Annotated in this window: 27 protein-coding genes and 1 other RNA gene; 24 read left to right on the forward strand and 4 right to left on the reverse strand. The window is 55.8% G+C overall.

Annotation, left to right across the window (positions count from 1 at the left end; all coding sequences use genetic code 11):
- Window positions 1–67: 67 nt before the first annotated feature.
- A complete protein-coding gene (locus HEQ60_RS00525; protein ID WP_168068471.1) occupies window positions 68–883 on the reverse strand; it encodes an inositol monophosphatase family protein in 816 nt (271 codons plus the stop codon).
- A 120-nt stretch (window positions 884–1,003) separates the two neighbouring features.
- On the reverse strand, window positions 1,004–1,570 hold the full coding sequence (efp, locus tag HEQ60_RS00530; RefSeq protein WP_066135243.1) for an elongation factor P: 567 nt from the start codon (window positions 1,568–1,570) through the stop codon (window positions 1,004–1,006).
- 126 nt (window positions 1,571–1,696) lie between these two features.
- Here efp and epmA point away from each other — a divergent pair, with 126 nt between their 5' ends.
- Window positions 1,697–2,713, forward strand: a complete 1,017-nt coding sequence (gene epmA, locus HEQ60_RS00535) for an EF-P lysine aminoacylase EpmA (protein WP_168068473.1) — start codon at window positions 1,697–1,699, stop codon at window positions 2,711–2,713.
- Window positions 2,714–2,722: 9 nt separating this feature from the next.
- Here epmA and thiE read toward each other — a convergent pair whose 3' ends face one another.
- On the reverse strand, window positions 2,723–3,361 hold the full coding sequence (thiE, locus tag HEQ60_RS00540) for a thiamine phosphate synthase (RefSeq protein ID WP_168068475.1): 639 nt from the start codon (window positions 3,359–3,361) through the stop codon (window positions 2,723–2,725).
- Entirely contained in the window at window positions 3,361–3,891 is a 531-nt protein-coding gene (locus HEQ60_RS00545; protein WP_168068477.1) for a hypothetical protein, read from the reverse strand. Before HEQ60_RS00545 ends, thiE begins: the two co-directional genes overlap by 1 nt.
- A gap of 89 nt (window positions 3,892–3,980) precedes the next feature.
- Here HEQ60_RS00545 and HEQ60_RS00550 point away from each other — a divergent pair, with 89 nt between their 5' ends.
- The 23 genes from HEQ60_RS00550 to HEQ60_RS00660 all read left to right on the forward strand — a co-directional run bounded on the left by HEQ60_RS00550 (window position 3,981) and on the right by HEQ60_RS00660 (window position 25,401).
- Window positions 3,981–4,211: a hypothetical protein gene (locus HEQ60_RS00550; protein WP_066135249.1), complete on the forward strand. Its 231-nt coding sequence runs from the start codon at window positions 3,981–3,983 to the stop codon at window positions 4,209–4,211.
- Window positions 4,212–4,215: 4 nt separating this feature from the next.
- On the forward strand, window positions 4,216–4,806 hold the full coding sequence (gene zapA / locus HEQ60_RS00555; RefSeq protein ID WP_168068479.1) for a cell division protein ZapA: 591 nt from the start codon (window positions 4,216–4,218) through the stop codon (window positions 4,804–4,806).
- Between the two features lie 11 nt (window positions 4,807–4,817).
- Window positions 4,818–4,979, forward strand: a non-coding RNA gene (gene ssrS, locus HEQ60_RS00560) — 6S RNA.
- Window positions 4,980–5,030: 51 nt separating this feature from the next.
- The gene (locus HEQ60_RS00565) at window positions 5,031–5,687 is read left to right on the forward strand and encodes a 5-formyltetrahydrofolate cyclo-ligase (RefSeq protein WP_168068481.1); all 657 of its coding nucleotides are present in this window, start codon (window positions 5,031–5,033) and stop codon (window positions 5,685–5,687) included.
- Between the two features lie 28 nt (window positions 5,688–5,715).
- Complete coding sequence (locus tag HEQ60_RS00570) at window positions 5,716–6,546, forward strand: YmdB family metallophosphoesterase (RefSeq protein ID WP_168068483.1); 831 nt, start codon at window positions 5,716–5,718, stop codon at window positions 6,544–6,546.
- A 171-nt stretch (window positions 6,547–6,717) separates the two neighbouring features.
- Window positions 6,718–7,455: a YebC/PmpR family DNA-binding transcriptional regulator gene (locus tag HEQ60_RS00575; RefSeq protein WP_168068485.1), complete on the forward strand. Its 738-nt coding sequence runs from the start codon at window positions 6,718–6,720 to the stop codon at window positions 7,453–7,455.
- 33 nt (window positions 7,456–7,488) lie between these two features.
- The gene (ruvC, locus tag HEQ60_RS00580; RefSeq protein ID WP_168069067.1) at window positions 7,489–7,995 is read left to right on the forward strand and encodes a crossover junction endodeoxyribonuclease RuvC; all 507 of its coding nucleotides are present in this window, start codon (window positions 7,489–7,491) and stop codon (window positions 7,993–7,995) included.
- Window positions 7,995–8,642: a Holliday junction branch migration protein RuvA gene (gene ruvA / locus HEQ60_RS00585; protein ID WP_168068487.1), complete on the forward strand. Its 648-nt coding sequence runs from the start codon at window positions 7,995–7,997 to the stop codon at window positions 8,640–8,642. The genes ruvC and ruvA overlap by 1 nt, the downstream gene beginning before the upstream one ends.
- Complete coding sequence (gene ruvB, locus HEQ60_RS00590) at window positions 8,639–9,703, forward strand: Holliday junction branch migration DNA helicase RuvB (RefSeq protein WP_168068489.1); 1,065 nt, start codon at window positions 8,639–8,641, stop codon at window positions 9,701–9,703. Before ruvA ends, ruvB begins: the two co-directional genes overlap by 4 nt.
- Window positions 9,700–10,158, forward strand: a complete 459-nt coding sequence (gene ybgC / locus HEQ60_RS00595) for a tol-pal system-associated acyl-CoA thioesterase (protein ID WP_168068491.1) — start codon at window positions 9,700–9,702, stop codon at window positions 10,156–10,158. Before ruvB ends, ybgC begins: the two co-directional genes overlap by 4 nt.
- Before the next feature lie 25 nt (window positions 10,159–10,183).
- A complete protein-coding gene (gene tolQ, locus HEQ60_RS00600; protein ID WP_168068493.1) occupies window positions 10,184–10,903 on the forward strand; it encodes a protein TolQ in 720 nt (239 codons plus the stop codon).
- A gap of 24 nt (window positions 10,904–10,927) precedes the next feature.
- Complete coding sequence (locus HEQ60_RS00605) at window positions 10,928–11,380, forward strand: ExbD/TolR family protein (RefSeq protein WP_245183706.1); 453 nt, start codon at window positions 10,928–10,930, stop codon at window positions 11,378–11,380.
- A 21-nt stretch (window positions 11,381–11,401) separates the two neighbouring features.
- Window positions 11,402–12,283: a TonB C-terminal domain-containing protein gene (locus tag HEQ60_RS00610; protein ID WP_168068495.1), complete on the forward strand. Its 882-nt coding sequence runs from the start codon at window positions 11,402–11,404 to the stop codon at window positions 12,281–12,283.
- 43 nt (window positions 12,284–12,326) lie between these two features.
- The gene (tolB, locus tag HEQ60_RS00615; protein ID WP_168068497.1) at window positions 12,327–13,664 is read left to right on the forward strand and encodes a Tol-Pal system beta propeller repeat protein TolB; all 1,338 of its coding nucleotides are present in this window, start codon (window positions 12,327–12,329) and stop codon (window positions 13,662–13,664) included.
- A 165-nt stretch (window positions 13,665–13,829) separates the two neighbouring features.
- Window positions 13,830–14,294, forward strand: a complete 465-nt coding sequence (pal, locus tag HEQ60_RS00620; RefSeq protein ID WP_168068499.1) for a peptidoglycan-associated lipoprotein Pal — start codon at window positions 13,830–13,832, stop codon at window positions 14,292–14,294.
- 233 nt (window positions 14,295–14,527) lie between these two features.
- Window positions 14,528–15,316 (forward strand): tol-pal system protein YbgF, encoded by a 789-nt coding sequence (gene ybgF / locus HEQ60_RS00625; RefSeq protein WP_245183674.1) that lies wholly within the window; start codon window positions 14,528–14,530, stop codon window positions 15,314–15,316.
- 15 nt (window positions 15,317–15,331) lie between these two features.
- Complete coding sequence (gene tilS / locus HEQ60_RS00630) at window positions 15,332–16,654, forward strand: tRNA lysidine(34) synthetase TilS (RefSeq protein ID WP_168068501.1); 1,323 nt, start codon at window positions 15,332–15,334, stop codon at window positions 16,652–16,654.
- Window positions 16,655–16,731: 77 nt separating this feature from the next.
- Window positions 16,732–18,681, forward strand: coding sequence for an ATP-dependent zinc metalloprotease FtsH (gene ftsH / locus HEQ60_RS00635; RefSeq protein ID WP_168068503.1), 1,950 nt, complete (start codon window positions 16,732–16,734; stop codon window positions 18,679–18,681).
- Complete coding sequence (gene folP, locus HEQ60_RS00640) at window positions 18,678–19,805, forward strand: dihydropteroate synthase (protein ID WP_245183675.1); 1,128 nt, start codon at window positions 18,678–18,680, stop codon at window positions 19,803–19,805. Before ftsH ends, folP begins: the two co-directional genes overlap by 4 nt.
- Window positions 19,806–19,822: 17 nt before the next feature.
- Window positions 19,823–21,211 carry a phosphoglucosamine mutase gene (gene glmM, locus HEQ60_RS00645; protein ID WP_168068505.1) on the forward strand — a complete coding sequence of 463 codons (1,389 nt, stop codon included), beginning with the start codon at window positions 19,823–19,825 and terminating at the stop codon, window positions 21,209–21,211.
- On the forward strand, window positions 21,211–22,032 hold the full coding sequence (thiD, locus tag HEQ60_RS00650; protein ID WP_168069075.1) for a bifunctional hydroxymethylpyrimidine kinase/phosphomethylpyrimidine kinase: 822 nt from the start codon (window positions 21,211–21,213) through the stop codon (window positions 22,030–22,032). Before glmM ends, thiD begins: the two co-directional genes overlap by 1 nt.
- A 210-nt stretch (window positions 22,033–22,242) precedes the next feature.
- Window positions 22,243–24,033, forward strand: coding sequence for a M10 family metallopeptidase C-terminal domain-containing protein (locus HEQ60_RS00655; protein WP_168068507.1), 1,791 nt, complete (start codon window positions 22,243–22,245; stop codon window positions 24,031–24,033).
- A 189-nt stretch (window positions 24,034–24,222) separates the two neighbouring features.
- A complete protein-coding gene (locus HEQ60_RS00660) occupies window positions 24,223–25,401 on the forward strand; it encodes a calcium-binding protein (RefSeq protein ID WP_168068509.1) in 1,179 nt (392 codons plus the stop codon).
- The last annotated feature ends 41 nt before the right edge of the window (window positions 25,402–25,442 follow it).

Here is a 25,442-nt window from a genome sequence, read left to right on the forward strand (position 1 = left end):
CTATATCACCTGTTCCGTGTGCCGCAATCAGGTTGCAACCTAGGCAGGTTTCGTGAACGTGGCGGAATTACGATTTGTCTGATCCGTTGGAGCCAGGTTCCCTCAGCAGAGCGAGGAGACCATGGTGCAGAGGTTCGTTTGATGCCAGAAGGTTACCCGATGCAACCGGGTCGGCCGTGGTGTCCAGCGAGCTGACGTACCCGCCGGCTTCCCGTATCATCAGAACGCCTGCGGCGACATCCCAGGGAGATAGGTGCGATTCCCAGAATCCATCAAAGCGTCCGGCCGCAACCCATGCGAGATCCAGGGATGCGGATCCCATGCGCCGCACCCCGGCCACCGTATTCATGATCCGCTGTAGTTGCCGCACAAAAACGGGGTGTTCCCCGCGACCCTTGTGGGGAATTCCGGTTCCAATGACCGCTTCATCCGCTTTCCGGCGACCGGAGACGCGCAGGCGTCTGTCGTTGAAAAACGCGCCACTACCTTTTTCGGCGGTGAAGAGTTCATTGGTGATGGGGTTGTAGGTTACGCCTGCCACAATTTCCCCCGCACGCTCCAGGGCAATGGAAACGGCAAAATGCGGGATACCGTGCAGGAAGTTGGTTGTTCCATCCAGTGGGTCGATGATCCAGCGGTGTTCGGTGTCACTACCTTCGACAACGCCGCCTTCTTCCAACAGAAAGCCGAAGCCGGGCCGGGCCTTGGACAGTTCTGCACGCAAAATCTTCTCGGCCTTGAGATCTGCGGCTGATACGAAGTCGCCCACGCCCTTGATCGAGACCTGAAGCTGCTCAAGTTCGCCAAAGTCGCGCACCAGCTTTCGTCCGGCTTTTTCAGCCGCCATAACCATGACATTGAGTACAGGAGAGCGAAGAGCCATTGCCTGAAAGGTTCCCTCAAAAAAGTCAGGCGGGCATGCTGCACAGCAACAAAAACCCGCCACAAAGCCTTGCTGCCCCGGAACGCTGCGTACCGTAACCGGCCCGGGGTTTTCTGGAACTTATCCCTTGTAGCGTTCTACGTAGGAGCATTCCTCGGTGTTGACAACCACCTTGGTGCCCGCCTCGATATGCGGTGGGATCATGATCCGCATTCCATTTTCCAGCATGCCCGGCTTGTAGGATGAAGAGGCTGTCTGTCCCTTGACGACGGGCTCACACTCCACAACGGCCAGGACGACCGAGTTGGGAAGCTTAACGGATACGGGCTTGCCCTCGATCAGGTCAATAACCACATCCATGCCATCCTGCAGAAAACCGCCCTTTTCACCGACCAAGTCGGATTGAAGCGGAAACTGGTCGAATGTTTCCTTGTCCATGAAGTTATAGCCGGATTCATCCTGGAACAGGTATGTACAGTCAATCTGACGGACATCCAGCTTTTCCACGGTATCAGCCGTGCGCCAGCGTGCGTTGGACTTGTTTCCGGTATCAACATCCCGGATTTCCACGGTGATGAAGGCGCCGCCCTTTCCTGGCTGCACAATCTGGGTCTTCAGGACGCTCCAGCTGCGGCCTTCGTGTTCGATGACCATGCCGGGGCGAATCAGGTTGGCGTTAATCTTCATGTGTAAACTTCTGAAAGCTGTTTCAAGGAGAATTGGTCACAGATCGCAGCGGGCTTCCTATCAGATCGTGGCGCCGCTGGCAACAGAGCTGGCATTGTTTCTTCAATTGCTATATCAGGTGCGCTTATGACGCAGGATAAGAACAGATCATCGCCTCCATGCTGGTGGGATGCCGATTCGTTGGCGCGCCGGCTTCCTTTTCTGCGGGCCCGCCAGAATGTTATGGCCAATATCCGCACCTTTTTTGCGGCCCGGGACTTTCTGGAGGTGGAAACGCCGGCCCTGCAGTGTTCGCCGGGTCTGGAACCGCATTTGAAGGCCTTTCGTACGGTTCTTGAGGATCCGGATGGTGGGAAGCGGACATTCTATCTGCATACAAGCCCCGAATTTGCCATGAAAAAGCTTCTGGCAGGGGGCCTTCCGCGTCTGTTCCAGATTGCCCGTGTTTTCCGTAATGGTGAGCGGTCTGATACTCATCATCCAGAATTTACAATGCTAGAATGGTACCGGGCGCAGGCCAGCTACACGGATTTGATGGTTGATGTCGGGGAGCTTTTTACGGCCGTCGGCATCAGTCAACCGGTTTCCCGGCTGACGGTCCAGGACGCTTTCTTCCGTTATGCCGGTATCGATCTGCTGTCGACAGTATCAGATCCGTCAGACCCCGCTCCGCCACCGGATTGTTTGCGCGCAGAAGCATCCCGCATTGGGGTGTATACCGGGGCTGGTGATCGCTGGGATGATGTGTTCTTTCACATCTTTCTGGACCGTATAGAGCCTTCTCTGGGCTGTGATGGCCCCGTCATCCTGTATGATTGGCCGGCATCGATGGCGGCATTGTCGCGGCGTTCAGTCGCGGATCCCAGGGTGTGTGAGCGTTTCGAGGTTTATCTGAACGGGGTAGAGCTGGCCAATGCATTCGGCGAATTAACCGATGCTGCGGAGCAGCGCCGCCGTTTCGAGCATGATATGGAGCTGAAACAGCGATTGTATGGCGTGCGCTACCCGATTGATGAAGCCTTTATGGATGCGGTGTCCTGTTTGCCGGAATGTGCGGGTATTGCCCTGGGGGTAGACCGTCTGGTGATGGCGGTGGCCGGGGCCAGCCGCATCACCGATGTGCTATGGGCCGAGGTTGACTGATCTACCCTTTCAGGGGATCATAGCTTGGTTCAGCTTCCTGATCGCGTCCGCAGGTCCCTCCGGCCAGTCCCATACGCCACTGCATACGGCCAGAAAATCAGCGCCGGCTTCAACCAGTGGACGGGCATTGTCCGGTGTTATGCCCCCAATGGCCACGCAGGGCGGGGTCATGGTTTCTTGCCACCAGCGCAGTAAGGAGACGTCAGCCATGGCTGGTGGTTCTTTGGTCTGCGTCGGATAGAAAGCTCCGAAGGCGATATAATCAGCTCCATCTTCAGCCGCCAGCATGGCCAGGTGACGACTGTCGTGGCAGGTGACGCCGACGATCCGGTCAGAACCCATAATCCGGCGTGCCTCTGTGCATTTGCTGTCATCCTGTCCGACGTGGACACCGTCACACCCGCCCTGGTTAGCCAGATCCGGTCGGTCGTTGAGGATAAAGGCAACATCGTGCTGCTGTGCAACAGGCATGAGCTGCTCGATCGCTCGTAAAACGGTCGCATCATCCGCTGTTTTCATGCGCAGTTGCAGCGCCGCAACATCGCCGGCGCCCAGGGCTGATTTGAGTTGCTCGGCAAAGCGCGGCACATCGTGCAGGTTTGGTGGCGTGACAAGGTAAAGGCGGCATTCGTGTGAAAAGGCGACCATTAGGGTTCCTGCAGGAGGTTGAGGGGCCGGCGCGGGCCGGTGCAAAGTGCCCCCTTGATAGCGTCACGATCTCCCCGGAGCAATGCTTTGCATGCATAATCTACATCTGTACACAGTCCCAGATCCAGGCGTTCTGGATAATCCAGTGTCAATCGCTGCCCCAATTGCCTAGCTACGGCTTCAAGGGTTCCGGTTGCTTTTGCGTGCAGGCTGTGGACGGCTATGACAGGGATTCCGTCGCGCAGGGCTGTAAGTGCCATCCCGGCTGCATCACCACAGTCCAGCACCAATGTCCACCGATCCGGGGGGGTCCCGGTTGTTTCGGTCAGGCAGAGAAGCCAGAGCCACCGGGGGCCTTGCCACCGGACGGCATCGGGTGGACTCCAGAATTCCAGGGGGCTTGTATTTCCAGCGCTGCGATACGCATGCAGGACCGTGCGGATGTGGTCGCGCCCGTGGACGATCATGCGCAAGGGGACGGGGGGTGACAGCGGGGTATCTCCGGACAAGCTGGACACGGTAGCAGGCAAGAATGTTGACCGGTGCCCGGGTGGTGCCTATTCTGTGCCGCCGTATGCACAGCGGCTGTGCAGTGTATTGAAACCCAATGAGGATGTCTATGTCGAGCCGGATTGAACAGGCCCTCGGCCGTCTTGATGATGCGGTGGCCGCCCTTGAGCAGGCCGGCCTGAAGGCTGCCGGAGCGTGCGACAGCAGTGAGGTTGCGCGCCTGAGTGCCGACCTGGAGGCTGTGCGTGCCGATTATGCGGCGTTACAGTTGACCAGCCAGCAGGCATCCGGGCGCATAGACGCCGCGATCAGCCGCTTGCGCGCTGTACTGGAGGTATAGGCCCATGGCCAAGGTTACGCTGACGATCAACAGCCGTCATTACACCGTTGGGTGCGAAGACGGGCAGGAGGCAGAGGTCGATTTGCTTGGCCGTGATATTGATCGTCGTGCCCGGGCACTGGCCAATGAGGCCGGTGCGGTTTCCGACGAGCTGGTTATGGTTCTGGTATCCCTGCTGTTGGCTGATGAAGCCCGCGAAGCCACCAAGGCGCGGGATGCTCTTGTCCGAAGTCTTGAGGAGGCTGTTGAAGCCCGTGACAAGGCGCAGGAGATGTCCGAGCATATCGCGCTGGAGGCGGATCAGGAAATCCGGCGCGTTGCGGATGTCCGTGATCGTCTGGAGGCTGACCGTGACGCCGCTTTGTCGGCGCATAAAGCCTTGGAGGCCAGCTTTTGCGCGATGCAGCAAGAGAGAGACGCCTTGCGTGCACAGCTTGAGGAAGCGCGTCAGGCCTTGGAGTCAGCCCGTCTTCACCTTGAGCAAAGGCGCGATGAGCAGTCTACCCTGCGTTTGAGCGAGGAGAATTTTGTCAGTGCGATCGAGCACATGGCAAAACGTGTGGAAACAGTTGCGCAAACGCTTCTGGCCTCCTAGACTGAGGATGTGCGAAGCTGCCCGGTTCGTCAGGTTGCACTACTCCCGGGGGCTATAATCTTAGAAAGGGACCTGTCCCTGCTGTGGCTGTGGCTGCAGTATCATGGGTCCCACTTTGTGCTCGCGGCCTTAGTGGAGGTTGCGCTTTGCCAACGGCCCAAGGTGGCTTCGCCTCTTGATTGCGTTTTATTCGGGCCCGTGCGTCTGTGCGGGTCCATCTTTATATGTACGATGTTTCTGATCGTGCCTTTCTGGCCTCCAGCGTGGATTATGGGTGCGTGAGCCATTGTTCCGAGGACAAGAGCCTGTTGCGTCGCACTCTGTTACAGCGGCGTGATGATTTTGTGGCGTCCGGAGCAGCCTTGGCTGCTGGATCGGCCCTGACGGGTTTTGTTGCGCGCCTTCTCCTTGAGTACCCTGCCGACCGTATTGTTGCGGCCTATGTCCCCATGAGGGGCGAGCCAGACCCCATTGCCGGTGTTGCTGCTGCGGGTCGGGCCTTGGCGCTGCCGGTTGTGTGTGGTCGTGACCAGCCTCTTGTGTTCCGGCGATGGCAACTTGGTGATCCTCTGGAAGAAGGCATCTGGGGAACCCGTCATCCCCCGTCATCCTGCCCGTTTGTTGTTCCGGACCTGGTTCTGGTTCCGGCTGTCGGGTTTACAGGATCCGGTACGCGTCTTGGGTATGGTGGTGGGTTCTATGACCGGACGCTGCCTGCGCTGCCTGCCCCCGGTTCCCGGGTGCCTGCTTTTGCTGTGGCGTGGGAGTGTCAAAGGGTTGACGTTCTGCCAACTGAGCCACACGACATTCCCCTGGATGGTTGGGTAACAGAGGCAGGCTTTTGCCAGCTCACCACGTCCGGGACAACCAGACAATCATGAACAGAAGAAACGAGAGAGGTTCCAGCGTATGCGGTTGATGTATCTGGGGGATGTTGTCGGGCGGGCCGGGCGCGAAAAGGCTTGTCAGGTCATTCCGGACTTACGCAGGAGCCTCGGGCTGGATTTTGTCGCTGTGTGTGCTGAGAATGCCGCTCACGGCTTTGGTCTGACAGCGAGTATTGCACAGGACTTTTTTGCCAGTGGTGTTGATGCCCTGACCTTGGGCAACCATGCCTGGGACCAGCGGGAGATGATCGCCTATATTGATCGGGAACCCAGGATCCTGCGCCCGATCAATTATCCTGTCGGGACCCCGGGGCGTGGGGCCATGCTTTATACAACGGCGGCGGGGCGAAGGGTTCTGGTTGTCCAGTGCATGGGGCGCCTGTTTATGGATCCGCTGGATGACCCTTTTGCGGCTGTCAATGCAGAGCTGGAGCGGTTCCGTCTGGGTGGCGGTGTTGATGCCGTGATTGTGGACATTCACGCCGAGGCAACCAGTGAAAAGATGGCCCTTGGGCATTTCTGTGACGGACGTGCTTCCCTGGTTGCGGGGACGCATTCTCATATCCCGACCGCCGACGTCCAGATTTTCCCATCTGGTACAGCCTACATTACGGACCTGGGCATGTGTGGGGATTATGACTCTGTCATCGGTATGAAAAAAGACGTAGCCGTATCCCGCTTTGTGCGCAAGATGCCGACAGACAAGCTCTCCCCCGCGACAGGGGACGCAACCGTGTGTGGCGTTGTTGTTCAGACAGATGACCGTACGGGCTTGGCTATGTCTGTGCATCCAATTCGGATCGGTGGCCGACTGCAGTCGGCCATGCCTGTTTTTGACAACGAGACACCCTGAAATCTGCCTCAGAACTGTGTTCTGGCCCTTGTCTTTCAGGGGGTAGTCCTGCCATAGTGCGCCGTTCGTGCCAAGAGGCAGCATGACAGCTGTCCGGGCAGAGCCGGGGTTTTGGCGGGGTCGCCGTACAGACCCCGAGTTTCTGTTTCAGTTCCAGGATATCAAGATACCATGGCCGGTCATTCCAAATTCAAGAACATCATGCATCGCAAGGGTGCGCAGGACGCCAAGCGCGCCAAGCTGTTTACCAAGCTGGCCAAGGAAATTTATGTGGCCGCCAGAACCGGTGGGCCGGAGCCGGAAGGCAACCCGCGCCTTCGCGCTGCGATTATGGATGCCCGCAAGAACTCCCTGCCCAAGGACAACATAGAACGTGCTCTGAAAAAGGCCCAGTCCGGTGCGGACGGGGAGGATTATGAAGAGGTACGCTATGAAGGTATGGGGCCGGGCAATGTTGCTGTTATCGTTGAGGCATTGACAGATAACCGGAACCGTACCGCTTCTGATGTGCGGGCTGTTTTCTCCAAGCATGGCGGGACATTGACCCCGGTACAGTTCAACTTTGAGCGTGTTGGCTACATTGTCTATGTATCGTCCGTGGGGTCGCCGGATGATGTGTTGGAAGCTGCCGTTGAGGCGGGTGCCGATGATGTGGTTTCGTCTGAAGAGGAGCATGAGATCTTTTGTGCCCCTGATAGTTTGGGGGCGGTTCGCGCTGCCCTTGAGCAGGTTCTGGGAGAGCCGGAAGCCGCCCGACTGGATTGGAAAGCCCTCAATACGGTCTCGTTGGATGAAGACGGTGCACGCAGCTTGCTGAAGTTTCTGGATATTCTGGAAGATAATGATGATGTGCAGCGGGTCTTCTCCAACGAAGAGATTCCCGATGCGGTTATGGCATGTCTTGATTGATACCATGTGGTGCCCGGGGGTGGTGTGATGACAATCCGGATATTGGGCCTTGATCCCGGGCTGCGTCACACCGGTTGGGGTGTGATCGAAGTTGCTGGAAACCGCATGCGTGTACTTGCTGATGGTACAGTTCATACCGATGCCTCCCGGTCACTTGCCGAGCGCTTGGCTTGCCTGTTTGAAGGGCTGTCGGACGTTGTCGATCAGTGGACCCCGGATGAGGCTGCTGTGGAAGAGACCTTTGTTAACCGGAATCCTCATTCAACTCTGAAACTGGGGCAAGCGCGCGGGGTGTCCCTTCTGGTTCCGGCGCGTCGGGGTATTCCCGTGGCGGAGTACCAGCCGTCCCAGGTCAAGAAGGCTGTTGTGGGGACAGGCGCTGCCGGAAAGGAACAGGTGCAGATGATGGTGCGGACGCTGTTGCCCGGTTGTACCATCAGTACAGCAGATGCGGCTGATGCGCTGGCTGTTGCTGTGTGTCATGCTCACTTCCGGTCCTCGTCGATGGCACTGGCGGCGCTGGCAGGAGGGAAACGCTGATGATTGCAAAGCTGCGGGGTGTGGTTGACAGCACAGGTGATGACTGGGTTGTTATTGATGTGGGTGGGGTTGGCTATCTTGTCTTTGCTTCCACCCGTACTTTGTCACGTGTTTCAGTGGGGGAAGCCGCGGTCCTGATCGTGGAAACCCATGTCCGGGAAGATCATATCCATCTGTATGGCTTCTCAGCCGAAGCGGAGCGCGCCTTCTTTCGCCTTCTTCTAACGGTCCAGGGGGTTGGAGCCAAGGTTGCCCTGGCGATCCTGTCCGTTGGATCACCTGATGATATCGCGAGGGCAATTGCGGCGGCAGATCGGGGGATGTTAACCCGTGCCACGGGGGTGGGGCCCAAGCTGGCCGGCCGTATTGTTGCAGAACTGAAGGACAAGGTTGTGGCCTTTCCCGTCCATGCTGGGGGGGCTGGTGCGGAGGGCGTGTCCCGGATTGGTCCTGTGTCTGTGGCTCCTGTTGCCGGCGCTTGTGACGTGTCTGGCGATGCGGTATCGGCTCTGGTCAATCTGGGTTATGGCCGTGCCGATGCGTTTGCTGCCGTTGCTGTCAGCGCCCGTGATCTGGGTGAGAACGCGACCGTACAGGGTCTGTTGTCGGCCTCGCTGCGTTATCTGGGCAGGGGGCTTCAGGCATGAAAGGCAATGCGGAGGATCCGCGCCTGATTTCCGGGGCCTTGCAGGAGGGGGATGGAGAGCTTCACATCCGTCCCCAGACCTTGGGTGAGTTTATCGGTCAGCGCTTGGCGTGCGAAAATCTCTCGGTCTTTGTCAAAGCAGCCCGCGCGCGCGGCGATGCCTTGGATCATGTGTTGCTGCATGGCCCGCCAGGGCTGGGTAAGACAACGCTGGCCCAGATTGTATCCCGCGAACTGGGGGTTGGTTTCCGGGCCACGTCTGGTCCGATGATTGCCCGTGCCGGTGATCTTGCAGCCTTGCTGACCAATCTTGAAAAGAATGATGTTCTTTTTATCGATGAAATTCACCGCCTCAATCCGGCCATAGAAGAAGTTCTGTATTCTGCTATGGAGGATTTTCAGCTTGACCTGATTATTGGCGAGGGGCCTTCAGCGCGCAGTGTGCGGATTGATCTTCAGCCGTTTACCCTTGTCGGGGCAACGACCCGTTCCGGTCTTCTGACGACGCCTCTCAGGGATCGTTTCGGGATACCTGTCCGCCTGAACTTTTATGAACCGGAGGAACTGGTGGCGATTGTGCGCCGTGGTGCCGGCATTCTGGGGCTGGATCTGACAGAGGATGGTGCGATGGAGGTTGCATGCCGTTCACGTGGCACCCCGCGTGTGGCCGGACGCCTGCTGCGTCGCGTCCGGGATTTTGCCATGGTGTCGGGGCGGACGCCTGTTGATGCCTTTGTTGCCGATGCTGCTTTGGCCCGTCTGGAGGTTGACAAGAAGGGGCTTGATGCCATGGACCTGCGCTATCTGACCTGTGTTGCCCGTAATTATGGGGGCGGTCCTGTCGGGGTGGAAACCCTTGCTGCAGCGATGTCGGAAGAACGGGATACCCTGGAAGAGGTAATTGAGCCATTTCTTCTGCAGCAAGGCCTGATCCAGCGTACGCCACGGGGTCGTATTCTTTCGGAAGCCGGGTATGCCCACTTGGGCCTGCCTGCCCCTGTGCGGGACTATCAGCAGCTGGATCTTCTGGCCAGTTCATTCCCCGGAGGTGGCGAGGGATGAGTGAGTCTGCTTCCCATGTTCTGCCGGTGCGTGTCTATTATGAAGACACAGATGTCGGTGGTGTTGTCTATTACGCAAATTATTTGAAATTTGCCGAGCGCGCCCGCACGGAGATGATCCGTACGCTGGGTATCGAACAGGAAAAATTGCGGCAGCAGCAGGATATCATGTTTGTTGTTCGGTCGTGCTCGGTTGAGTTCATGCGCTCGGCCCGGTTGGATGACCTGTTGCATGTAGAAACCCGGATACGCCGTATATCCGGCGCACGCGTTGATATGGAGCAGGCTATCCGCCGCGTACCGGATCCGTCCGGATTGACGGATGATGCGCTTCTCGTCACCCTTTCTGTGCGCCTTGCGTGTTTGAACGGATCGGGTCGCCCGGTTCGTTTGCCTGCACGTGTGCATGGAGCCTTTGTTGGCGGCATGGATTCGTCTGTGTCTGCCTTTCCTTAGACACTTTACTTGGTTCGGAACGATCATGGACCCCACTGTCCTGCCTCAAGCCGCTGTGGCCGCTGCCGATCTCTCTCCTCTTGGCCTGTTCTGGCAAGCTGACCTTGTCGTCAAGACGGTCATGCTGGGGCTTGTCCTGGCTTCGATCTGGAGCTGGGCCATCATTTTCGACAAAGCCCTGAAGCTGCGTTATCTCAACGCCAAGGTGGACAAATTCGAGGAAAAGTTCTGGTCAGGTGGATCGCTGGAAGAGCTATACGAGCGCCTTAGCAACCGTCCTGCCGACCCCATGTCCGCTGTTTTCGTTGCGGCGATGAGGGAGTGGCGTCGTTCATCGGGGCGCCCGGGAACCGGGGATACAGGCATTCGTGCTCACTTTGCCCAAAGGGTGGAGCGTGTGATGCACATAACCGTTGCCCGTGAGATGGAAGGGCTGGAGAAGCGGATTGGTTTCCTGGCTTCGACCGGGTCGGTGGCGCCCTTTGTTGGCTTGTTTGGAACGGTGTGGGGTATCATGCACTCATTCCATTCCATCGGTGTCAGCAAGGATACCAGCCTGGCAACCGTTGCACCTGGTATTGCGGAGGCTCTTTTCGCTACAGCGATCGGGCTGGTAGCGGCTATTCCGGCCTTGGTTGCCTATAACAAGATTTCGTCGGATCTTGATCGTTTTGCCCAGCGGCTGGACAATTTTTCCGGTGAATTCGGGGCGATTTTATCCCGTCAGCTTGATGAGCGCGGCTGATAGCAGGAGTACGATCTTATGGGCATGACGGTGCAATCTTCAGGTGCTCGTGGAGGCGGGTTTCGTCGCCGCCGCCGTCCTGTTGCTGAAATCAACATGACGCCAATGATTGATGTGATGCTGGTCCTGCTTGTTATCTTTATGGTGACGGCGCCGTTGTTGACAACCGGTGTCAGCGTTGATCTGCCCCGGGCCAAGGCTCCCCAGATTTCCGAACCGGACAACAAGGCCCTGACCGTTTCTGTCGCAGCAGATGGTCAGGTGTATCTGAACCAGACACCGATTTCCTTGGAGCTGTTGCCGGCTAGGGTTCGGGCTATTGCCGGTGTTAATCCGGATGTACGGATCTATGTTCGTGCCGATGGGCAACTTCAGTATGGCGTTGTGATGCATATTCTGGGCAGTCTGCATGCTGCTGGTTTTTCCAAGGCTGCCCTGGTTACGCAGACGCCCGCTGCCTCTGCGGTTAAACGTTAGTTTGGATGGCGCAGTGTGCACATGAAACGTCGCGGTATGTGCAACGGGTTGGTTGTTTCTGTCACGCTGCATGCTGTGGTGCTGTTGCTGGCTGTGTTTGGCTTTCCTTCCCTGTTCGATGAGCCGGAGCCAATTGAGACGGCCATGATTGTGGATCTCGTCGAGATTGCCGAGCGTACGGCCGCTCCTCCCCCTGTCAAGAAGGTCGAGGAGCCAAAGGAAGAGCCGAAGCCGGAACCAAAGCAAGATGATCAGCCCAAGCCGCAGATGCGTGCCGATGCTGCTGTCCCTCAGCCAAAACAGGCACCGGAGCCAGAGCCGAAGAAAGCAGAGCCAAAACCGGTTGAGCCCCCGAAGCCTGATCCTGAAAAAGTAGAGCCCAAAAAACCGGAACCCAAGAAGCCGGAGCCAAAGAAACCCGAACCAAAAAAACAGGACACACAGAAGGCCAAGCCCAAGGATGATGATCCGTTCAAGGATCTGATGAAGAATGTTGAGAAATTTCGCGAGAAGTCAGAGCCTGCCACACCGGAAAAGAAGTCAACCCCACAGCAACCTTCCAATCAGCCAAGAGTTCTGAATGCCCCTCTTGCCGATCGGGCCACGATGACGGAGCTGGATGCCATAAGGGCGCAGATTGAACGGAACTGGGCTGTTGATACCGGTGCCAGGGGGGTGGAAAGTATGGTGATCCCTCTTAAGGTTCGCATTACACCGGAAGGCATGGTGACCAGTGTCGATGTTCTTGATACACAGCGTTATGGCAGCGATTCATCGTATCGGGCTGTTGCGGAATCAGCGCGTCGGGCTGTGTACCGGTCGCAGCCAATCCGCTATCCTTTGCAGAAGTATGAGACGTTCAAGTCCATGGAGCTTGTCTTCAGCCCTCAGTCCCGGATGTAACCGGAGCAGCGGGTGTGATCTTTCCGGAAGGAACCAAGAAGCGATGATAAAGTGTGGTCGTTCTGTCACTGCGGGCGCTTTGAAGTGTGGTGTTCTTGTCTTTGTGATCGCGCTTGGCCTTGGCATCGGTAATTCGGCACAGGCAGAGGTGCGCATTGACATTACCCGTGGCCGGGTTGAGCCAACGCCTGTTGCCGTTCCTGATTTTGTGGCCTCGGACTCAAACCGTTCGGTTGGTACAGATGTTGCGTCGGTGGTTTCAGCCGACCTGGAGCGTTCGGGGCTTTTCCTGCCGTTGGATCGGTCCGCATTCATTCAGCAGTTTTCAGGTCTGGACGAACCACCGCACTTTGCCGACTGGCGCACGATCAATGCCCAGGTTCTGGTGCAGGGAGCTGTAGAGTCACACGGACCAGGCACGGTTCGGATTGCCTTCCGTCTCTGGGATATCTTCACCGGGCAGCAGGTTCTGGGTAAATCGTTTACAGCGGCCCCGGATAACTGGCGCCGTGTTGCACATATGATTTCTGACGAGATTTACAAGCGTTTGACCGGTGAAGACGGTTATTTTGATACCCGTATTGTCTATGTTGCAGAAAGCGGGCCGGTAACACGCAGGGTCAAACGCCTGGCGATCATGGATCAGGACGGTGCCAATCACCAGTATCTGACTGATGGCTCCTCTATGGTGCTGACTCCGCGCTTTTCGCCGACTGCGCAGGAAATTACCTATATGAGTTTTTATGGCGACAGCCCCAGGGTCTATTTGTACAACATCGACTCTGGCAGGCAGGAGCTTCTGGGTGATTTTCCAGGCATGACATTCGCACCGCGTTTTTCACCTGATGGAAACAAGGTTGTCCTGTCTATGGCGAAAGATGGTAATACCGATATCTTCGAAATGGATTTACGAACCCGGCGCCGTATTCAACTGACGAATGCGTCTGCGATTGATACGTCGCCCTCTTATTCGCCTGATGGTCACCGTATTGTTTTTAACTCGGATCGTGGTGGTACCCAGCAGCTTTACGTGATGGACTCCGATGGAAGTGGTGTTCGCCGCATCAGCTTTGGCGAGGGACGTTATGCCACTCCGGTCTGGTCCCCGCGGGGAGATCTGGTTGCTTTTACAAAGATGAAGGGCGGTGAATTTTACATTGGTGTCATGAAGCCGGATGGAAGTGGTGAACGCATGCTGTCATCAGGTTTCCTGATGGAAAGCCCGACATGGGCGCCAAATGGTCGTGTCCTGATGTATTACAGAAGCGAGAAGAGCGGAAATCCCCAACTTTATTCGATTGATCTCACAGGTTACAACGAGCGGCGTGTTATCACACCTCAGGCTGCGTCAGATCCGGCGTGGTCACCACTTTTGCCGTAATCGTGACATGGCATTGCATCAAACGGACTGTACGGAGTTGAGAAAAACCAGTATAAGGCCGTCTTGGGGTCCGTTTTCGGGCCTGCCTGCTCTGTGCGCAATATCCTCGTGGTCTTGCGTCCCGGAGCTTCCTTAACCCCATTACGTGAGCTGAGGGGAAAAACAATGAAGTTCCGCCTGTTGCCCGTTCTCGCCGCCGTAGCCCTTTTGTCCGCATGCGGTACCGCCTCTGATGAGTCGGCCAGCGGTTCCATGGGCAAAGCCGCTCCTGCTCCCGGTTCGGTTGAAGAGTTCATGACCGTTGTGGGCGATCGTGTCCACTTTGGTTTTGACAAGTACACCCTGACCCCGGAAGCACAGGCTACCCTGCGTAACCAGGCCGCCTGGCTGAAGCGCTACTCCAGCACGACCCTGATGATTGAAGGGCATGCTGATGAGCGCGGTACGCGTGAGTACAACCTTGGTCTGGGTGAGCGTCGTGCGAACTCTGTCAAGAAGTTCCTGATGGCCCAGGGTGTAAGTGCCAGCCGCCTGAAAGTGACTTCCTACGGTAAGGAGCGTCCGGAATGCGGTGATGCAACTGAAGCCTGCTACACCAAAAATCGTCGCGGTGTTTCTGTTCTGCACTGATCAGCTGCATTAGACTCCGCTGCGCTTGTGTGGCGTGCGGTGTCGATACGGCAACACGTGTGTTAGAAAGTACCCGTCAGCTGTTGGCTGCTTGTGCAGCCGGTAGCTGCGGGTGCTTTTTATTTTTCAGGCTATATAGGTTGCCGTTTTTTGTTGGCTTTCTGTAGGCGTGTAGGATGTTATCGTGTGTCTTGGACACGGTGTTCTGGTCTACAGAAATTCGGGAATGTTGTATGACTGACGGGGCTGCTCTTTTCTCTTTATCTGTGCTGTTGCGTTTTTCATGTGCTGGCTGTGCCGCGATGGTGTGTCTTCTGGTGTCTGCTCCGGCTGTGGCCCGTGATGGCTTTGCCTCCTCGGGTATTCGTGTGGCCCAGGCCGATAGCGCCGGCCTTGTTTCCGAACTTCTGGTCAAGGTCGGTGAACTGGAGCGTCTGAACCAAGAATTGACAGGGCGTCTGGAAGAAGTCCAGCACGAGAACCAGCAACTGTCCGAGCGTTTTGATGCTTATGTCAAAGATGCGGAATTTCGTTTCCAGGAACTGGAAAAAAGAGGCGGTGGGGCGTCTCCTGCTTCCGGTTCTTCTTCTGAGCCTGCGTCTGGTGCTCGGGCCTCTGCTCCTTCCGAGCCTATGGATCCCGGCCAGAAATATACACGTGCCTTCAACTTATTGCGCACAAACGATTACCCGGCAGCGCAGGTGGCTTTCCAGGATTTCATCAAAGAAAATCCCGGTCATGATCTGGCGGGGAATGCCCAGTACTGGCTTGGTGAAACGTTCTATGTGCGCGGCAATTACAAGCAGGCGGCTGTCTCTTTCCTGGATGGGTACAAGAAATATCCCAAGAGCACGAAGGCGCCGGATAACTTGCTGAAGCTTGGGTTGACCATGGGCAAGCTGGGTCAGAACAAGGAGGCCTGTGCTGCTTTGGGCAAGCTTAAGGCCGAGTATCCTGCGGCACCGGATGCGATAAAGCGTCGTTTGGGGAGCGAGAAAGAACGTCTGAAATGTTCATTCTGACCCAGTCGGTTGTGTATGTCTGCCTTTGATCCAGACGTGCTCTATGCGGCCTTCAGTGAGGCGATGGAAGGTCTTGGGCCTTTCGGGTGCCCGCCGGTTGTCGCTGTTGCTGTTTCCGGCGGTGCAGACAGCCTTGCTCTTGCCTTGTTGGTCCGGCGATGGGCTGTTGATCGTGGCGGTTGTCTTTATGCTTTGACGGTTGATCACCGCCTGCGTTCTGAATCAGCAGCGGAAGCGTGTCAGGTTGCAGACTGGATGAGCGCCCATGGTATCAAGCACCATATCCTCGTTCCTGACAGCGCCCCTCCACCCGGGGCAGGGCAGGAGTGGGCACGGCGATGTCGTTACACGCTTCTGGACCAGTGGTGCCGGGAACAGGGGATAGTCCATTTGCTGCTTGGTCACCATCGGCGTGACCAGGACGAGACGCGGGTTCTGCGTCGGAATGCCGGCAGTGGACCTCTTGGTCTGGCAGGAATGGCTCCCCTTGTGATCCGTGAGAATGTATGCTTGTTGCGCCCTTTGCTTGATGTTGATCCTGATGCTCTCAGGGCCTTTCTGGTGCACAGCGGCCAGCCCTGGATTGAGGATCCATCCAACAAGAATCTGCGCTATGAGCGCATCAAGATTCGTCAGCGTCTTTTGTCGGGTGATGAGCAGGGCCACCCGGGAACGCGTGCTGCCGAGCGTTTCTGTTTTGAGCGACGTGTTGATGAAGTATTGGCTGCTGCCGTCCGGATTGATGCGTCTGGTTTTGCAATCTGTGATTATCAGGCGCTGCGGGCTGTCTCGCCAGATGAAGCAATGCATGCCTTGCGGCGCGTTCTGATGTGTGTTGGCGGTTTGGAATACCCGCCACGTCAGGAGCGTTTGTCAAGACTGATGGATAAACTGTCTGCGAGGGCAACGTTGGGGGGATGCATTCTTGTTCCTCAGGAATCCGGATTGCTTGTTGCACGGGAAACGCGGGGTCTGCCAGATCGGATTCCTGTGGCTTTGTGGCCAAGTGCCCAACGATGGGACGGTCGCTTTCTGATTGGACATGAGGGAGATGTTCCGGAGCATCTGTCTCTTGCGCCTTTGGGGCGTGAAGGGACCGCCTTTCTTAAGGCATTGGAGGGGTGTATAACGCCTTTGCAGGGGGTTCCCCTGATCGCGTTGGCGACGCTTCCCGCTTTTTGGCTTAACGGGGTACTGGTATCTGTGCCGCAAGTAGGCTATTTCTCAGTAAAAACCGGGGTGGATCGGGCTTTTTCTGTGTTTGCCCGCTTTTCCCCTTGTCATCCGTTGGGATCGTGTAGTTTTCGCCTTGCGAGCGGCCCATCCGGGCCTATGTAGATTAGATATTAAGTGACTGTACGCTGCAGAGTGGAGCCGGTTGGCACCGGCAGCGGGTTTGATGGAAGGGCAGTGCTTTGAATTTCAGCAAGAACTTGCTTCTGTGGGTTATAATAGCCGTCCTTCTGGTGGCGCTGTTCAACCTGTTCCAGACGTCTTCGCCTCGTAATTCAGGAAGTGCCATTGCATTCTCTGACTTCCTTGAGCGAGTTGACAGGAACGAAGTGGTTGCTGTGACCATCCAGGGTGGTCGTGTTTCCGGCTCCTTGCAGAACGGTCAAGCTTTTTCCACCTTTATGCCTGACGGGTCCAATGTGGTGCAGCAGTTGCGTGACCATAATGTCCGTATTGCAGCGCTGCCACGGGAAGACGATGTCCCCACGATTTGGGGAGTCCTGATTTCGTGGTTCCCGATGCTGTTGTTGATTGGCGTGTGGATTTTCTTCATGCGGCAGATGCAGGGCGGATCACGCGGGGCAATGGGGTTTGGAAAGTCCAAGGCGCGTCTTTTGACCGAGAAGGCGGGGCGTGTGACCTTTGATGACGTTGCCGGTATCGACGAAGCCAAGCAGGAACTAGAGGAAGTGGTCGAGTTTCTGCGCGATCCTCAGAAGTTCCAGCGTCTGGGCGGCAAGATTCCCAAGGGTGTCCTTCTGGTTGGGCCCCCAGGGACCGGGAAAACGCTTCTTGCGCGTGCGATTGCTGGTGAGGCTAACGTTCCATTTTTCACGATTTCAGGGTCTGATTTCGTTGAAATGTTTGTTGGTGTCGGTGCCAGCCGTGTCCGTGACATGTTCGAGCAAGGCAAGAAGAATGCGCCCTGTATCATTTTCATCGACGAAATTGATGCGGTGGGCCGTCATCGCGGTGCAGGCCTTGGTGGCGGCAATGACGAACGTGAGCAAACCCTGAACCAGCTTCTGGTTGAGATGGATGGTTTCGAAGCCAACGAGGGCGTTATCCTAATTGCGGCGACCAACCGGCCCGATGTTCTGGATCCTGCTCTTTTGCGTCCGGGCCGCTTTGACCGTCAGGTGGTTGTACCGAACCCGGATGTTTTGGGGCGCGAGAAGATTTTGCGTGTGCATACCCGCAAAAGTCCGCTGGGCCCGGATGTTGACATCAAGGTTATTGCGCGCGGGACGCCGGGTTTTTCCGGTGCTGACTTGTCCAACCTGGTGAACGAGGCTGCCCTGCTTGCTGCCCGCAAGGGAAAGAAGGTTCTGACCCACTCTGATTTTGAGGAGGCAAAAGACAAGGTTCTGATGGGTGCGGAGCGTCGTTCCATGGTCATGACCGAGGATGAGAAGCGGATGACCGCTTATCACGAGGGGGGGCATGCCCTGGTGACTTTGCACTGTCCGGCCTATGACCCCATCCATAAAGCTACGATCATTCCTCGTGGTCGTGCCTTGGGGTTGGTACAAAGTTTGCCGGAGCGGGATCGCTACTCCGTCAGCCGCGAATATCTTGAATCCTTCCTGGCGATTGCCATGGCCGGTCGTATAGCGGAGGAGCTGATTTTTGGTCCCGAGAAGGTTACGACCGGGGCGGCGCAGGATATCAAGATGGCCACAGACCGTGCCCGAAGAATGGTGACGGAGTGGGGGATGTCAGAGAGTCTGGGGCCATTGGCCTATGCCGCGCCAGAGGGGGAAGTGTTTCTGGGGCATACGGTGACAACCCAGAAGAACATTTCTGAACAGACAGCGCGTGAAGTGGACATGGAGGTCCGCACACTGGTTGATCGTGGCTACAAGCGTGCACTGAAGATCCTGACCGAGAACCGTGACCAGCTGGAGCGTATCGCCCAAGCTTTGCTTGAGTATGAGACACTGACCGGTGCTGAACTTCGTGGCCTTCTGGATGGACAGCCTATCGTCCGTGATGATGATGACTCGCTGCCATCTGCTACGGGATCTGGCGTTGCGTCTGGTCCTGTGCGGAAATCCTCTGTGCCTTCCAGCGGGAAACCTGATACAGGCTTGTCAAACCGGCCCGGGCCGGAACCTCAGCCGGAAAGTTGAAAGTTCTGGTTATGGGCAGCTTGTTGCTTGCAGACAAAAGTCCCGCCTTGCCGCGGGCCTTTTGTCTGGTTCCTTCCGCTGTTTCAGGCTCTTTCCCCCTGTATGTTATTCCGTTGGGTATGATTCCGGGTGGGGCGCATGACAGCCCCGCTTGGCTGGTTATCTGGCGTGATGAGACGGGTATTGCCAGCCATACCGTTGTTTCACGCGAAGCCTTGGTTCAATGGGCCTGTCAGGGTGGAGATGAGATTCTGGCCCATACAACGCGGCGTATGCGTTTCTGTGAAGGGAAGGGGCCACCCTCTTTTCTGGAGACAATATTGCCGGGTGGTCCTGTCGTTATGGGGATCATTAATGTAACGCCAGACAGCTTCTCCGATGGTGGAGACTGCCCGGATGTCGATGCTGCCTTTGCACGTGGTATCGCCATGCTGGAAGCAGGTGCCGGTATTCTTGATGTCGGGGGGGAGTCAACGCGGCCTGGAGCTGTACCGGTTTGTCATGACGAGGAAATCCGGCGTGTTGTTCCTGTCATCCGGGCTTTGGCCAACGCTGGTGCGGTTGTGTCTGTTGATACTCGCCATGCGCCGGTCATGGAGGCGGCCGTTGCGGCCGGGGCTTCTATCATCAATGATGTTTCAGCCCTGAGTGGTCCGGGTAGTCTGGATATGGCTGCTCGTTTGGGGAAGCCGGTCATTTTGATGCATATGCAGGGTGAACCGGGGACGATGCAGCAGGCCCCTTCCTATATGTGTTCTGCCCTGGATGTTTTTGATGCGTTGGAAGAACGCATTCAGGCCTGCCGCAGGGTCGGTATTGACCAACGGAATATTTGCGTGGACCCTGGTATAGGCTTTGGCAAGCTGGCATCCCACAATGCAGATATCTTGGGGCATCTTGGCCTGTATCGCGGGTTGGGCTGCCCTGTTGCCCTGGGTGTGTCACGCAAGAGTTTCATAGGTCAGGTTGCGGATGTTGCTGATCCTCTTCAGCGGCTCCCCGGTTCATTGGCTCTTGCGACCCTTGGGTGGGAGCAGGGTATTAATATTGTGCGTGTGCACGATGTGGCTGCAACAGCGCAAGCGCGTAATGTATGGCAAGCTGTGCGCTTTGCCGCACAATAGAGAGACCGAGGCCGTTTATGGGAACAAGAAAGTACTTCGGTACAGACGGTATACGTGGGACAGCCAATGTAGAACCCATGACGGCTGAAACCGCGTTGCGGGTTGGAATGGCTGCCGGGCGTATTTTTACCCGTGGTCCTCATCGGCATGCTGTTGTTATTGGCAAGGATACCCGGTTGTCGGGCTATATGCTGGAACCTGCCCTGACCGCTGGTTTTATCTCTGTCGGGATGGATGTCCTGTTGGTGGGACCAATGCCAACGCCGGCGGTTGCCATGTTAACCCGGTCGCTGCGCGCTGATCTGGGCGTGATGATTTCTGCGTCCCATAACCCTTACCAAGATAATGGTATCAAGCTGTTCGGGCCCGATGGTTATAAACTGTCTGACGAGGTCGAGGCTTCGATCGAGACCCTGATGCAGGAGCTGGATGCACCGGAGCATCAGGCCGTAACCTTGTCCTCGCCAACGGGCCTAGGTCGGGCCAGGCGTTTGGATGATGCGGGTGGCCGGTATATTGAATCCGTCAAGCAGACATTCCCCCGGGGGCTCCGTCTTGACGGGTTGAAGGTTGTTGTGGACTGTGCCAATGGAGCAGCCTATCGCACAGCGCCCTCTGTTCTGTGGGAACTGGGGGCAGAGGTGATTCCCTTGGGCGTTGACCCGAACGGGGTCAATATCAATGATCAATGCGGTTCTCAGCATCCGGATTCCATGCAGGCTGCTGTTATCAGTCACGGGGCTGATATCGGTATTGCTCTTGATGGTGATGCCGATCGCCTGGTTTTGTGCGATGAGCACGGACACTTGGTTGATGGCGACCAGATTCTGGGCCTGATTGCCCGCGCTCTTCGGAACAGGGATGAATTGCCGGGTGACACCGTTGTTGCGACCGTGATGTCTAACCTGGGGCTGGAGGCTTTTCTGCGCTCAGAACGCATCCAGTTGCTTCGGACCGCTGTTGGGGATCGCTATGTGATGGAACAGATGCGTGCCAGCGGTCTTGCGCTTGGCGGTGAGCAGTCTGGTCACATCATTCTGGGAGACCATGCAACAACGGGTGATGGGCTTGTTGCGGCTCTGCAGGTTTTGGCAGAGCTTGTGCAGTCCGGTCGTAGTGCGAGTGAGCTGCTGCGTGTTTTCCACCCGTATCCCCAAGTGTTGCGGAATGTGCGTGTCGCTGGCCGCCGTCAGGCAGATCATGCTTTGGCTTCGGATACGGTAAAAGGCTGTGTTGGTCATTGGGAAAAACGACTGGGCGTGACCGGGCGCGTTCTTTTACGGAAATCCGGTACAGAGCCTTTGATCCGCGTTATGGTGGAGGCAGAGGATGCCGGCTTGGTCGAAGATGTCGCGCTGGATTTATGCCGGGCTATTGAGTCCAGTGCGGATGGAGGCGTGTCATGATGGTCTCTTTATCCCGTGGGCGTGTGTTGATTATTGCCGGCTCTGATTCTGGTGGTGGTGCCGGTATTCAGGCTGATATCAAGACAGTGACATGTCTGGGTGGTTTTGCCGCAACGGCGGTTACGGCCTTGACGGCCCAGAATACAAAGGGTGTGTTTGGTATACACCCTGTTCCAGAATCTTTTGTGCGCGACCAGATTGCAGTGGTCATGGAAGATATTGGGGCTGACTGTATCAAGATCGGGATGTTGGCAACAACCGGCATCATTCGTGCTGTCTCGCAGGCGCTTGATGATTTTGCAGCGGATGTGCCGGTTGTTCTTGACCCGGTCATGTACGCGAAAGGGGGGCATGCCTTGCTTGAACCTGATGCGGTTCAGGCCATGAAAGAGATGCTCATCCCGAAATCATTCTTGATCACGCCCAATCTTCCTGAGGCGGGAGCCTTGGTTGGTCAGGATATTCTTGATGAATCTTCCATGGTTCATGCGATAGATGCCCTCCGTGCACTTGGTTCTTCGGCTGTTCTGTTGAAGGGTGGGCATCTGGATGGTGATCTGTTGGTCGACTTGCTGATTCATGCCGATGGCGTGGATCGCTTTCAGGGCGAGAGAATGTTGACCCGTCACACGCATGGGACAGGGTGTACGCTGGCTTCCGCTGTTGCCACTGGTCTTGCTCAGGGGCTCTCGCCTCTGGCTTCTGTGACGCGTGCCCGTGATTATGTGCGTGTTGCCATTGAAACGGCACCTGGATTTGGGCACGGGCACGGGCCTCTCAATCATAATCATACGCTTCAGGTTCATCGGGCAGCACACTAAGGCCGATGTTTTTCTGAGCGAGGCCTGTGTCCAGGAGCTCAGGGCGTGATCCCTCTGGGGAATATTGTTATTCCACAGAGGGCTTGCATGGTTGGTGAGTCCCCCATTAGTTTCTTTTATTGATATAAACCACCTGCGCTTGAATATTAGAGGCAGGCAAGCTACCCTTCGCGCGCTTTTGCTTCCAGCAACTCGTGTAGGGGGTGGTCAATGACTCGCAGGGTGGAACAAGACAGTTTCCTAGGAAACAGCGCTGTCTTCCGTGTTTCCGAGTGTTTCTTTCCAACAAAGCGCCTTGTTGCCGGTGATAATACGCATGCGCTTCCTTCTGAAGCCCCGACACCCCGTATTGGAAGCTCCGGAGATGACACGATCCGTGCCGAACCTGGACCAGAATTGATTGATGGCCTGGATGGAACAGATCTTGTTGATTATTCAGAGCATGAATCGTCCGAACTGGTTCAGCTTCCCTCAGTTGTCCCCACAACAGAGACAGATGTGCAGATCCCTGATCAAGAAGAGTCTTTGGTCGCTGATCGTTCTGGCAACAGCGAGGCCAACCTTTTTATAGATGCGCCTGCACATGAAGTGATTGATGGGCATGGCGGAGTCGATGTTGTCGATTATTCCAGATCATCTGCGGGGATACGCGTTACGCTTGCCGGAGAAAATGATGCATACGTTTATGCGGATGGGATCTGCCAAGATGTTCTGCGCAATATCGAGGGTGTTGTTGGTACGTCCTTGGCCGATGAATTGCGTGGTGATGACGGTGTCAATGTCTTGATCGGAAATGGTGGTGACGATCTTATTGAAGGTGCAGGCCAGGGTGATTTGCTAATGGGGGGAGGCGGGGCCGATATCTTTGTTTATCGTCACCTCTCTGATTCCAGTCCGCAGTATCAGGATTTTATCGCAGACCTGAACAGCCTGTCGGGAGACCGGATTGACCTTTCGGACTTTGATGGGAACGTGATGCGTGAGGGCTTCCAGCCTCTTGCGTTCTCGGGGGATGTCCCGCGTGTTCATTCTATCTGGTATCAGGATGATATGGATGCGGGGTGGGGAGCAGGAAAAGTTGTTGCAGATGTCAATGGGGATCTGCAACCGGATATTACGATTGGAGTGTGGGAAATGTCAGCCCGGCAAGGAAAAATTAATGTGGTGTTAAGGCATGAAATTCTTGGCACGGATGGTGATGATATGCTTGCGGCAACGCCGGGGCGTGACCTTGTTGATGGTCTCGCCGGGTTTGATGTGCTTGATCTTTCTGAGAGCAAAAAGTCTCTGTACATAGCGCTATCCGGATCACAGGATAGTACAGTTTTTGCAGATGGCCTCTTGGATGATCTTGTTCGTAATATTGAGGGAATCAAGTCAGGCTCCGGGAATGACGTCATAAAGGGGGATTCCCTTAACAATGTCATCGTTGGTGGGGCTGGTGACGATATTCTTTTTGGTGGAGAGGGTCAGGATATCCTGACCGGAGGATCCGGTTCTGATCGTTTCGTTTATAATGCTTCGCTTGATGGTGGGGATACAATCCTTGACTTCAGTATCGCTGAAGGCGATGCCTTGGATTTTGGTCTGACGCTAGCAGCGTCTCTTCTCCATTTTTCTACAGATGGTCCGGAAGCACATGCTGTGTGGTGTGTGCCGGGTAGTCCGGGGAACCCGGCTCTTGTTCTTGCGGATATCAATGGGGACGCTGCCCCTGATTTTACGGTTACGCTCTTGGGGTTGTTCTCTGAAGAAGCGCCCAAGGTTTTGCTCCCGGGGTCTTCTGATGCTACTGCTGCTCTTACTCCACCTGCGCACAAGCCCCATGGGTCTGGTAACGTGAACTCTGTTGAGGAGTCAGAGGTGCCTGTCAGTACCAAGGATCCCGTTACAGAGCCGGCTCCAGTGGAAGACTTTATAACTGGTTCTGCTCCATTAAGTGTTGTTGGAGTGAGTCCTTCCGGGGGGCATATCAGCTCTGATGTGGAGCTCTTTTCCTAATGCTTTTCGGCTGTGTAGAGCATCGCTTGGAGGAGAAGATGCGCTACGCTGCAGTGCAATGATAGTCATGAGAAAATTGCCCTCATGTTAATGCGTGGGGACGATATAATACTATATATCGAATATGGTGATAATTTTATGCTACTATTGATGTGAAATATGAAATGAATAAAGTAGGAGGCCTTGATCATGAAGCCATACGACATGGACCCAAAGCAGTCGATCATCGGGACAGATCAGAATGATCTTTTCATAGGAAACAATGAAAGTAACATTTTTCGTGGAATGGGTGGTCGCGATATCATAGATGGCTCTGGTTGTCAGGATACGGCAGATTATTCTGACAAGGTTGATCCCGTTGTTGTTACCTTGAAACGATCATTGCCCGTGAATGTTTTTGTCGGCGGTGTAACCGAAGATGTTCTCATCAATATTGAAAATGTTATCGGTGGTTCGGGTGATGACAGGCTGGTTGGTGATGATAGCATGAATGTATTCCGGGGAGGGCCGGGGCAAGACTATATTGATGGTGGAGACAGTCTGGACTTTGCCGATTATTCTGACAAAAACCTGCCTGTTCATGTTGCCCTGAGGGGAAAAGATGAGGTTAGGGTCTACGTTGGCGGGAAGCCAGAAGACACGATACGTAATATCGAGCAGATCGTTGGTGGTTCCGGTGATGACCGTTTAATCGGAGACGACGAGGGTAACACTTTCCGTGGGGGTGACGGGCGCGATTACATTGATGGTGGGGCTGGTATGGATGCGGTCGATTTTCTTGACAAGACGACGTCTGTACACCTCACCTTAGCAGAAGATGGTGCAGAAAGCGTAGCCTTTGTTGAGGGCATTCCCGAAGATACGATCAAGAATATAGAAGTTATTATGGGGGGATCCGGCGATGATTGTTTGATCGGGAACAGCACCCCCAATTGGATTGCCGGTGGAGACGGGAATGACACCCTGCAGGGGAATGGTGGTAACGATCTTCTGATTGGCGACAAAGGTGCGGATACATTTGTCTATGTTTCCTTTGAGGATTCGCTGGTAGATACGCCCGACTACATTATTGACTTCAACAGTGCAGAGGGGGACCGCGTTGACCTTTCCGCCATTGATGGAGACCGTTTAACAGATGGGTTCCAATCGTTGCATTTTGGGGGAACGCTTCCTCGTCCCAATGGGGTTTGGTACGAAGAGTGTGGAAATATCAATGAGTTTGGGGGGCTGATTGCAGGGCGCAATATCACGATTCATGTTGATGTTGATGGCGATGCCTTGGCGGATATGATGATAAACCTTTGCGAAGGAGCACCCGAGGGCGCGCCCAATTTTGTATTGTCCGATCCACTTTACCTGTTGTCCTAGTAAGTCCTTGAACCGGAGGCAGGGGGCCGTTGTCCCTGCCT

Source organism: Haematospirillum sp. H1815 (assembly GCF_012102705.1).
Lineage (GTDB): Bacteria > Pseudomonadota > Alphaproteobacteria > Rhodospirillales > Rhodospirillaceae > Haematospirillum.